We start from the raw sequence: 11,538 nt of genomic DNA on the forward strand, positions 1-11,538 counted from the left end.
ATGCCGGAGGATCGGGTTCGCTTAATTGTGGGGCTGGGCAACCCGGGCGAACAGTATCGGTTCACCCGCCACAACATGGGATTCAGGGTGGCGGATCAACTGGCACAGGCCCATGAGATTTTACTCGATAAGCGTAAGTTTAAGGTTATTTTCGGGCGGGGCAAGGTGGAAGGGCAAGCGGTCATACTGGCCAAGCCCATGTCCTTTATGAATCGGAGCGGGCCGGCAGTCAGGGATTTGGCTCACTTCTACAAAGTAGGGACGCAAGATATCTTAGTCATCCACGATGACACAGATCTTGTATTTGGCAAACTAAAGATTAAGCAGAAAGGAGGGGATGGAGGACATAATGGCGTGAAGTCTCTGATCGAGGCGTTGGGGAGCGGTGCATTTGCCCGCCTCCGTATCGGCATTGGGCGTCCCGAATCCCGGCAGGGGGTCAAAGAGTATGTGCTGGGAAGATTTGATGCCCAACAGGAACCATTCTTGGAGGAGGTTATCTCTGCGGCACAGGGTGCGGTGGAGACGATACTCTTCCAAGGGGTGAGAGAGGCGATGAATCGATTTCATGGCAAAACAATTACAGAAAGTAATGTTGGGAGGAGACTATGACTAAATTTATTAGTAATGCGGAGCTTTATTGTGCACTGGTAGGCCTTGCCGGTGTAGTTTACGCCTTGTTGTTGGCCAGTGCGGTAAAAAGCGCCCCTGCCGGGGACGAGAAAATGGGCGGAATCGCCGCCGCAATCAAGGAAGGCGCTATTGCGTATCTGAACCGCCAGTTGAAAACTGTTCTTGTAGCCGCTGGCGTCATCGTGGTTATTATCGGGGCGACCCTTGGCATCCAGACTGCCGTCGGCTTTATTATCGGCGCCACTGCTTCTTATTGTGCAGGCTATATTGGCATGCGCGTGTCGGTCCTTGCAAATGTGCGAACGGCAGAGGCCGCCAAGAAAGGGATGGCAGCCGGGCTCTCCCTGGCCTTTAAAGGAGGCTCTGTAACGGGCATGATCGTGGCCGGTCTGGCCCTGGCATCTGTGGCCGGCTATTATACCATCACACATGACATCAGGGCCCTGATAGCCCTCGGATTTGGCGGCAGCTTGATATCCATCTTTGCCAGGCTCGGTGGCGGGATTTTCACCAAGGGCGCTGACGTTGGCGCGGATCTCGTCGGCAAGGTCGAAGCCGGAATCCCGGAAGATGATCCCAGAAACCCTGCAACTATTGCCGACAACGTGGGTGACAATGTGGGCGACTGCGCAGGCATGGCCGCAGACCTCTTTGAGACCTATGCTGTGACAGCCGTGGCTGCCATGCTCCTGGCCCACCTCCTTTTTCCGGAGTCCAAAGTTGGACCGGAAGTTTACCACAAGGCAGTTACCTTCCCGCTCGTGCTGGGCGCCATCTCCATTTTTGCGTCTATCATTGCAAGCTGGTTTGTAAAGCTTGGCTCCAGCGGGTATATCATGGGCGCCCTTTACAAGGGGATGTTCGGATCAGCCATTCTTGCGGGCGCTGCCTTTTACCCGGCAACCAAGGCCATGATGAGCGAACTCGGTATGCCCTTTATGAACATTTATCTGGCTACCCTGATCGGTCTGGTCCTCACAGTCGGCATCGTGATCATAACCGAATACTATACGGGCATTCGAGCTCCTGTTAAGGGTATTGCCCAGGCTTCGACTACGGGCCATGGCACCAACATCATCGCAGGCCTTGCAGTGAGCATGCAGTCCACGGCCGTTCCGGTTTTTCTGATCTGTGCCGCTATTTTCACCTCATATCAGTTGGCAGGCCTGTTTGGCATCGCCATGGCGGCCATGAGCATGCTGTCGATGACCGGCATGGTTATAGCCATTGACGCCTACGGGCCTATCACCGACAATGCAGGCGGTATCGCCGAGATGGCAGATATGGATGAAAGTGTGCGCGCAGTGACCGATCCCCTGGATGCCGTTGGAAACACCACCAAGGCCGTTACCAAGGGCTATGCCATCGGTTCTGCCGGCTTGGCAGCCCTCGTGCTCTTTGCCGCCTACATTCAGGACCTCACCGAAGCCTCCCATGCCGCAGGCGGAGCGGCCGAGGCGTTGTCTTTTGAGCTGGGCAACGTGTACGTGATCATCGGTCTTTTCATCGGAGGGCTCCTTCCCTATCTCTTTGCCTCCATTGCCATGATGGCAGTCGGAAAAGCCGGTGGCCAGGTCGTCATTGAGGTAAGGCGGCAGTTCAGGGAAATTCCCGGAATCATGGAAGGCACTGGGAAACCCGATTATGGCGCCTGCGTGGATATCGTGACCCGTTTTGCCCTTAAAGAGATGGTAGTTCCGTCCCTTATCCCAGTGGTCACGCCGATTATCGTCGGGTTTTTCCTTGGACCGGTTGCCCTGGGAGCTGTGTTGATCGGTAGTATCATCACGGGTGTTTTTGTCGCGATTTCCATGACCACAGGAGGCGCGGCCTGGGACAATGCCAAGAAGTACATCGAAGACGGCCATCTTGGCGGCAAAGGAAGCGAGGCCCACAAGGCTGCGGTCACCGGTGACACGGTTGGCGACCCGTACAAAGACACAGCAGGTCCTGCCGTAAACCCGATGATCAAGATCCTGAACGTCGTAGCCCTTTTGATGGTGCCGTTCCTGATCTAAGAAAAGTACAACATATTTAACCCATTATGAAAAGGATTGGTGTGGCGTTCACACCAATCCTTTTTTTGTGATGGCTCTTTTTGCCTCTCCCCTGGGGGAGAGGGATAGAGCCTGCCCCGCACTTGATGCGGGGGTGAGGGGAAAAACATGCGTTAGCAGTCAAGGAAAGGGTTATGGGTTGATTGTGCCACAAAAAAGTGGTATAAGAAGATGCCTAATAACGAAAATACTCCTACCCTTTGGAGAAGACGGGAGCTTTTAGCATGTTTAAGATTGGCGACCTGGCAGTCTATCCTGCCCACGGCGTGGGGCGCATCGAGTCCATCGAGACACGGAAAATCTCGGGGGAAGAACAAGATTTCTATATCATGAAGATCCTTGATAATAATATGATTATTATGATCCCCGTAAGCAACGTTGAGTCAGTGGGGTTGCGGGATATCATAGACGTAGGGGACGTGGCAAAAGTCTATGAGATTATGAAAAAGCGCGACATGCCCGCGGATAATCAGACTTGGAATCGACGATACCGCGAATACATGGAAAAGATCAAGACCGGTTCAGTCTACGAAGTGGCTGAAGTGCTCCGCGATCTGTACCTGCTCAAGGAAGACAAAGACCTCTCTTTTGGGGAACGCAAGATGCTCGATACCGCTCAAAGTCTTCTTCTCAAAGAGCTTTCAATCTCCAAGAAGACGGACGAGGGCGCTATCATGTCGGATATTAACTCCATATTTGATCTGGAAGAAAATGACTGAGGGGCGGGGTGCCTGTTTTCAGTCTTACGGCAACAGAAAAGGAAGCAGGACGCCGCCTCGACACGGTCATAGCAGCACGAATTCCTGCCCTGTCCCGGTCCTATGTGGGGCGATTGATTCGAGAAGGGCGCGTTACGGTCAATAGCCTGACGACAAAACCCGCGTATGTCGCCAGACGCGGCGATGTTGTCCGGTCTGAAATCCCAATCCCACAGCCCATTACCTGTAAGCCCGAACCGATTCCTCTTGCTATCCTTTATGAGGATTCGGAGATCATTGTATTGAACAAACCTCCCGGCCTTGTAGTCCACCCTGCGGCGGGTCACCAGAGCGGAACCCTTGTAAATGCATTGCTCTACCATTGTCGGGACCTGCAAGGCATCGGGGGTGATCTCCGGCCAGGCATCGTCCACCGTCTTGACAAGGACACTTCCGGGACCCTGGTGGTTGCAAAAAATGACATGGCCCACGACTGCCTGAGCCGCCAGTTTAGAAAGCGCCAGGTGCAGAAACAATATCTGGCCCTGGTTTGGGGAGATATGAAGGCATCGGCAGGGGTCATCGACTTGCCTATAGGTCGCCATCCTGTCGATCGGAAAAAGATGTCCACAAAGAGCAGGAGAAGTCGGTCTACGGAGACCGGCTGGAAGATCAAAGAAGCCCTTTCCGGCGTGACTCTACTTGAGCTTGATCTGAAGACCGGACGGACTCACCAGATTCGGGTCCACTGCGCGGCCACAGGTCATCCCGTGGTTGGAGACGCTACATACGGCGGGACGAAAAGATGGAAGGACGCGCCATTGCGCGATGTCAGGCATATCCTCAGGTCCGTGAAGCGGCAAATGCTCCACGCCTGGAAGCTTGCCTTTGCACATCCCCGCACAGGGGAATTGATGAGACTTGAATCCCCTTTGCCAGAGGATATGGCCTCGGTGCTGGAGTCCCTTCGGGCCCTCACCGGACAAGGAATGCAGAGTATTTGATGCTCTCAGTAAGTAACTGTTAGATGTTTGACAATGAAGCTTGAAACATATAAGAAGTTGACCCATGCGGTATTTGAAGTGTTGGGATCTGCCCGCCAATTGACGATCATGCCCTCAGCCGGTGGCAAATCACCTGTTATCTCTTTCCAAATGCCAACGTTGGCTCTCCTCCCGAGTGCCCCCTTCCATCCCGCACATACATTTTGTGCCGCCTGTCAGTTTAGGCAGCAGCTTTTGTCAACAATGGGGGGGCGGTCTCTGAATGGCGCTGGTTTGTGCCAACAGGCGTTTGCAAAATGTTGATCTGTTGTGTTTGTGAAGTCCGCGCGAATCTGATGATGTGAACAAGGGAGGCAAACAAATGATGCAAAACATTCGGATCGGTATTGTTGGGGTCGGCAATTGCGCCAGTTCGTTGGTTCAAGGAATAAGTTATTACAAGCACAAGAATGGTGAAGACGCCATAGGCTTGATGCATTGGAACATCGGGGGATACAGACCGTGCGACATCGAGGTAGTGTCAGCGTTTGACATTGACAAGCGAAAAGTCGGCAGGGACGTGGCAGAGGCCATTTTTGCCGCCCCGAATTGCACCACCGTATTTTACAAGGACGTTCCAAAAACAGGCACTACTGTGAGGATGGGCAATATCCTGGATGGTTTTTCTGAACATATGCGGGATTATGATGACAAATACACCTTTGTCTTGGCCGACGAACCCGGACCTGACATGGAAGAAGTCGTCCGCATTCTCAAGGAATCCGGCACGGAGATTTTGTTGAACTACCTTCCTGTTGGGTCCGAAGATGCGACTCGCTTCTATGCCGAGTGCGCCTTGGAGGCAGGGGCTGCCTTAGTAAATAACATGCCTGTATTCATTGTCAGTGATCCTTTCTGGGCCAAACGATTCGAGGAGAAGAACATTCCCATCATCGGAGACGACATCAAGGCCCAGCTCGGAGCCACCATAACCCATCGGACCCTGACCGACCTGTTCAAGAAAAGGGGTGTCAAGCTGGAGCGCACCTACCAGCTCAATACGGGCGGCAACACCGACTTTCTGAATATGCTTGATCGCACCCGCCTTCTCTCCAAGAAAGAGTCAAAAACAGAGGCAGTCCAGTCGGTTGCGGCCAAACGGTTGGACAATGAGAATATCCATATTGGCCCCAGTGATTATGTGGCCTGGCAAAAGGATAACAAGGTATGCTTTATTCGAATGGAGGGCAAGCTGTTCGGCGATGTGCCCATGGACCTGGAGTTGCGCCTTTCAGTGGAGGATTCTCCCAATTCCGCCGGCATTGCCATTGATGCTATCAGGTGCAGCAAGTTGGCCCAGGACCGGGGGGAGGGCGGCGTCCTGTACGGGCCATCGGCCTATTTCATGAAACACCCGCCCCGGCAATACACAGATGACCAGGCCTACACGATGACCGAGGCCTTTATCGACGGAACCGAAGGAAAGAAGCCGGATGAAATACTTGATTATCGCCGCCGGCAAAGGCAGCAGGCTGTGGCCGAAGGGTAAAAGCAAACCCCTCATTTCCATTTTAATGTCTTAGGGTATAACTTATCCGCTTCACTATGGCGTACCTAATGAAAGCATTCCCATTAGAAAGTGCAGTGAAGAGAAACACGCAGAAAGCCGACGCGAAATGAACACGTATTGTGTGGATTGCGGCAAACAGCTTATCAGGGGATATGACAGTAATGAGGCCCGTGTCTGAGAACCAAAGCACGGATAAACATCTGAATGGCTCATGGAAAAAAGATGGTCCCCGAAGCGTAGGATAAACCTAAAACAATGGCTCCTGTTCACAGTGGTGGGCATATTGTCAGCGGCAATATAGTTGACATAATAAAAGGGGCGTATTGTGATCATTTGAAATTTGTTTCATTGTCTGATAGATGAAAGGCTGAAAAAGCAAAAACAAGACTGGGATCCTGGAAACATGGGCTAGACCAAGGACGCCTGCATGGACTAGCCCAGGGGAAGGAAACCAAATGAACGTTCTGTTAATCTACCCGGAATTTCCGGACACATTTTGGAGTTTCAAGCACGCACTAAAGTTCATTCGCAAAAAAGCAACCTTGCCGCCACTGGGCCTGCTGACGCTCGGGGCGATGCTCCCGGCAGAATGGTCCAAACGGTTATTCGATCTCAATGTGACAAAGCTCACTGAACAAGGCCTGACGTGGGCTGATTGCGTGTTTATCAGCGCCATGGTGGTGCAAAGAGAGTCAGCACGTCAAACCATTGCACGGTGCAAGGAGGCGGGCCTCAAGGTCATAGCTGGTGGACCGCTTTTTACGAGCGAGTACGAGGAATTTGAGGATGTCGATCATTTTGTGCTCAACGAGGCCGAACTGACCCTGCCTTCTTTTCTGGCGGATTTGGAAATGGGATGTGCCAGGCGCGTCTACGAAACATCCGAGTTTTGTGACATCCGGCAGACGGCTGCTCCTATGTGGGAGTTGGCCGACCTGAAACGGTATGCCTCAATGAGCATCCAGTTTTCCAGAGGCTGCCCGTTTGATTGCGAGTTTTGTAATGTGACGGCGTTATTCGGGCACCGGCCGCGTATCAAGAGCGCCGAGCAGATTGTTGCCGAACTGGATGGCCTCTATAATCTGGGATGGCGTGGGCAGGTTTTCTTCGTGGATGACAACTTCATTGGCAACAAAAGGTATCTTAAGACCCAGCTCCTGCCTGCGTTAATCGAATGGCAGAAAGACAAGAGAGGGATACCGTTCTATACGGAAGCTTCTGTCAATCTGGCCGACGACAACCCATTAATGGAGATGATGGTCGAGGCCGGCTTTGACGCGGTCTTTATCGGGATTGAAACGCCGGATGAGCAAAGTCTGGCTGAATGCAACAAAATGCACAACAGAAACCGTGACCTAATCGAAGACGTCAAACGGATCCAACGAACCGGCTTGCAAGTACAAGGTGGCTTCATTGTCGGCTTCGACAGTGACACCCATTCCATCTTCCAACGGCAAATTGATTTTATCCAGAAAAGCGGGATCGTGACTGCAATGGTCGGTCTGCTTCAGGCTCCTGCCGGCACAAGACTTTATGAACGCTTGAAACAAGAGGGCCGCCTGCTAGGTGATATGTCGGGCGATAACGTGGATGGCACAACCAACATAATCCCTAACATGGACCTTAGTGTGTTAAATGAGGGGTACAAGAATATAATGAGCCACATCTATTCACACAAATACTACTATAAACGCATTAAGACCTTCCTGCGAGAATACAAGGCCCCAAGGATTGAAATTCCGCTCGACTTTCAGCGTTTTCTGGCGTTCTTTCGTTCCAACGTACATTTGGGTATTTTTGGCAAAGAGCGATTCCACTATTGGAGGCTGTTGTTGTGGACGCTTTTTCGCCGCCCCGAGCTGTTCTCACTGGCCGTTACATTGGCGATCCAAGGCCATCATTTCCGCAAAATCTGCGAATTGCACATCTTTTGATCACTGGACCGTTTAGACTCAACAGCCCTAGAAATAGCTCCACGTGAGGCAGAAGCAAGAGGGGATGTTATGCAGAGGTCTTGTTTAATGAGCTTGGGGGGCATTCCGGCCCCCCAAGTCATATGGAGATTCTAGATTTGGTTTGGCCTGATCATTCCACAAGGAATTTCTTGATCTCATTGGTTTGCGGATCAATCAGGTGAATGGCACAGGCCAGACAGGGGTCAAAAGAACGGATGATACGCACCACATTAATGGGGTTATCTGCATCAGGGATCGGTGCCCCGATGAGCGATTCCTCGTACTGGCCGCGATACTTTTTCTCGCACCTAGGCGATGCATTCCAGGTTGAAGGAACCACACACTGATAATTGGCAATCTTCTTGTCCTTGACTTTGACCCAATGACCTAACGCACCACGGGGCGCTTCAAAGAAACCGGCCCCCTCGCCCTTTTCGGGCGGCTCATAGTGGGCCGAGTCATGGATCTTGAACCCCGGTTTGGTCATTTCCGCAAGCAACTCATCGCACCACTTGTAGCACGCGTTTACGAGCAGCTTGGTTTCTATGGCCCTGGCCGCATGACGTGCCACTGCCCCGGGTTTTGCGCCCTTCTTGACCAACCCCAGGACATCAGGATTCTTGGCCACAAGCATCCTTGCAAGCGGGCCGACCTCCATGGGCTTGCCTTTGTACCGAGGCGCCTTGACAAAGGTGTAGGCCTCCTTCTTATCAAGGTCAAAGACCTGCTCGCCATTGTAAGGATGCTGCGGTTTATCATCTTTGTACCAGCCGTATTTGACGGATTCGGTGATCTTGCCGGGATCAAATCTGCGAACCTTGATATTGGTCGGGTCCAAGTTCTCGATCGCCCCGGCAGGGAACACCAGGTTCTTGCCCGCCTTATCCAACTCAAGGGCGCCATAAGACAGATAGTTGTAATGGCCACCACCCAGACCCATTTTGGCCAATGGAAATAGAGGGCCTGTCCCAAAGGCAAGCACATCCGGGATATAGACCTCGTTAACGAACTTGGCCTGCTCATCCAGCATGGTGCGAAATTTCGCCACCATATTGACGTCAGGATACTGCGTACAGCCACCAACCACAAGGCTTTGGTAATGAGGCTGCCTGCCGCCGAAGATCGCACCCATATTCCTGGCCCTGGCCTGCATGGCAAGGGCATCAATGTAGTGCTTGACTGCCGAAATGACCATGTCCGGGTCCTTCACACAGAACTCGTCCGGCTTATACCGGGGGGTGAGAGGAAAGGTATCATTTGACTTGACTAAACCGACTATTTTGTCTTTCACAGCATTCAGGGCCTTGTCATTTCCCTTGTAAGCGGCCACTGCCATGATATCAAGATAGTCAAGGGCACTGAGGTGGTAAAAATGGAGAACATGGTCATAGATAAATTGTGCTCCCATGGCCAGGTTCCTCAAAAGGGTCCCGCCCCAGGGAACATTAGCCCCAAAGGCTTCATCAAGAGCCCTTATACTTGCCATCTGATGAACGCTGTAACACACGCCACAAAAGCGGCTCGTTACAAAGGGCGCATCTCTTGGATCTCTTCCCTGAAGAAGGGCCTCAAACCCGCGGGCCATGGTGCCGGTGCTCCACGCGTCTTTGACTTTGCCGTTTTCGATCTCGACTGTTATGCCGAGATGTCCCTCAATTCTGGTAATCGGATCAACAGTAATCTTTTTTCCCATCTCTTACCACCTCCTTTCATGCCTTTTTTTCTAATGGCGGAATCAACCCGGCTTTTTTTCGGGCCATGATATTTCGCGAGCGCTCGCTTTCAGCCGTGTACAGAGGCGACATGCCGTCATAAAAGTCCGGCTCTGCACAGCCCATGCAACCGGCCCCACAGTCGATGCAGTAGTTCTGCCCGTCGTTCCACCGACGAACAGCACAGTCCGCGTAGGTGTCCGGCCCTTTGCAGCCCTTTTCGTAAAGGCACCAGTTCTTCTGTGCCGGATCGTTCCAGTCTGTTAAGAACATCTCATTGTCAAAGTAGTATCGCCGCCGGCAGTTGTCGTGAATCAGTTCGCCAAAATACATCTTGGGACGGCCGATGTCATCCAGGGGCGGAGCCTTCCCGGTAGTCAGAAAATAAAGGACCGTTCCCACCAAATGATCCACATGTACTGGGCAGGTGGGAAGATTGATGACCGGTTTGTGCTTGATGATCTTGTTGACACCAACAGCGCCTGTTGGACCGGCCGCGGGGATGCCACCGTATGCGGCGCAGGCGCCAACAGCAATGATAGCAGCGGCCTTCTCGCCGGTTTCTTCAACCATTTCCCTGAAGGGCCGCCCGCCTACCATGCAAAACCGGTCATCGGCTGTGGGAATCGACCCTTCCACACAAAGGACATAGCCTCCAGCCTTAACCGTCTCCTCGTAGGTCGCTTCTGCCAGATACCCAGCACCAGCCATAAGGGTTTCATGGTATCGGATGGATAACTTGTCCAGAATCAGGGAGGACGCAGGCGGGTTCAGGGCCCCGGCAAACGAGATGGTGCACCCTGCGCAGTCCTGCCCTTCAAGCCATATAACCGGCGGTTTGGCGCTGGATGCTGCAAGGGCCTCGGAAACTTTGGAGAATAGCTCCAACTCTGAAAGGCCGAGCACGGCTGCCGTTCCTGCGCAGTACTTCATGAAGTCTCGGCGTGATATGTCACCGAATAGTCTGTTCACTTTGAAACCTCCTTTCGTAGCATTGTTGTACAATCTGTGATTGGTGAACGCTTTCTTAGCACCCCCTTTTTCGTCAATTGATGCATCGCATAGACTTGTGACCGAAATTGCTGAGGCAAAATGGAAACACTCAAACAAGTATCTTTTATTATCGTCATTTCAGGCACATCCCTTGATAATATTCTTAATCGAATTCTTGCAAATGTTGTACCATGTGACGGCCTATACTTTCATCCAACAAATCCGGAATTCCCAAAAGGCTGAGAGCTAATATGGGACAGGTGTTGACTATAACCGGTTCAGATGTTTGGTCAGGCATTTTCGATCTCGGCCTTGCACTCTATAGAAGTGTTTACGTTTAAACTGCCCTCTACCTTTCCCTTTGCCCCCTATTTCAATAACGACCCTTTCATTTCCATGTTCTACAAGGAAATTGGGAGTTTCATGGGCTGAAAGGAAATCTGAAATTGAATTTTTATACGTCACCGGCGAGTCCGAAATCATGCCTGTAAAGGTTAAAAGAGGAGGTCGGACAAAGGCAAAGAGCCTTAAAAGCTATATAGAGCGGTATTCACCGGAGAGGACGGTAAAGCTTGTCGGCAAGGTTGGCGGGAGTGACAGAAAAAACCCGTTATTGCCGCTATACTATGCTGGAAAGCTCAATAAGATACTTGATTCCTGACAAGACCTACACATTTGACAAAAAAATGGAATTCTGTAAAAAGTGTAGTTCTTAGCCTCATTGGTTGCTCGTGAAGGAACTGCCTTTGTCAATGACAAGAAAAGGGGACAGGCAAATAATGCTTGATTTCCCTATACTCCAGACACAAAAAAGGAAGTTCTTATCAACCAACCTATACTCCTTGCCCGAAAAGCGAGTTCTGCTATCAAACAAATCAAACTAATTTTGTCCTGACAACAGCCATCTCCTAAAGAACGGATCGTGGATCTTCCATTC

General features: G+C 51.7%; 9 protein-coding genes. 7 read left to right on the top strand and 2 right to left on the bottom strand.

Annotated elements, in window-relative coordinates; all coding sequences use genetic code 11:
• The 6 genes from JW883_13255 to JW883_13280 all read left to right on the top strand — a co-directional run bounded on the left by JW883_13255 (position 1) and on the right by JW883_13280 (position 7,875).
• Entirely contained in the window at positions 1-612 is a 612-nt protein-coding gene (locus JW883_13255) for an aminoacyl-tRNA hydrolase (protein MBN1843233.1), read from the top strand.
• On the top strand, positions 609-2,651 hold the full coding sequence (locus JW883_13260) for a sodium-translocating pyrophosphatase (protein ID MBN1843234.1): 2,043 nt from the start codon (positions 609-611) through the stop codon (positions 2,649-2,651). Before JW883_13255 ends, JW883_13260 begins: the two co-directional genes overlap by 4 nt.
• A gap of 263 nt (positions 2,652-2,914) precedes the next feature.
• A complete protein-coding gene (locus JW883_13265) occupies positions 2,915-3,409 on the top strand; it encodes a CarD family transcriptional regulator (GenBank protein MBN1843235.1) in 495 nt (164 codons plus the stop codon).
• A gap of 8 nt (positions 3,410-3,417) precedes the next feature.
• The gene (locus JW883_13270) at positions 3,418-4,392 is read left to right on the top strand and encodes an RluA family pseudouridine synthase (GenBank protein MBN1843236.1); all 975 of its coding nucleotides are present in this window, start codon (positions 3,418-3,420) and stop codon (positions 4,390-4,392) included.
• A gap of 364 nt (positions 4,393-4,756) precedes the next feature.
• A complete protein-coding gene (locus tag JW883_13275) occupies positions 4,757-5,920 on the top strand; it encodes an inositol-3-phosphate synthase (GenBank protein MBN1843237.1) in 1,164 nt (387 codons plus the stop codon).
• A gap of 476 nt (positions 5,921-6,396) precedes the next feature.
• Positions 6,397-7,875 carry a DUF4070 domain-containing protein gene (locus JW883_13280; protein MBN1843238.1) on the top strand — a complete coding sequence of 493 codons (1,479 nt, stop codon included), beginning with the start codon at positions 6,397-6,399 and terminating at the stop codon, positions 7,873-7,875.
• A 151-nt stretch (positions 7,876-8,026) separates the two neighbouring features.
• Here JW883_13280 and JW883_13285 read toward each other — a convergent pair whose 3' ends face one another.
• Complete coding sequence (locus JW883_13285) at positions 8,027-9,589, bottom strand: nickel-dependent hydrogenase large subunit (protein MBN1843239.1); 1,563 nt, start codon at positions 9,587-9,589, stop codon at positions 8,027-8,029.
• Between the two features lie 16 nt (positions 9,590-9,605).
• A complete protein-coding gene (locus JW883_13290) occupies positions 9,606-10,541 on the bottom strand; it encodes a hydrogenase small subunit (protein ID MBN1843240.1) in 936 nt (311 codons plus the stop codon).
• A 472-nt stretch (positions 10,542-11,013) separates the two neighbouring features.
• Here JW883_13290 and JW883_13295 point away from each other — a divergent pair, with 472 nt between their 5' ends.
• The gene (locus tag JW883_13295; GenBank protein MBN1843241.1) at positions 11,014-11,262 is read left to right on the top strand and encodes a hypothetical protein; all 249 of its coding nucleotides are present in this window, start codon (positions 11,014-11,016) and stop codon (positions 11,260-11,262) included.
• The last annotated feature ends 276 nt before the right edge of the window (positions 11,263-11,538 follow it).

This window comes from Deltaproteobacteria bacterium (genome assembly GCA_016930875.1).
In the GTDB taxonomy this organism is placed as follows: Bacteria; Desulfobacterota; Desulfobacteria; order Desulfobacterales.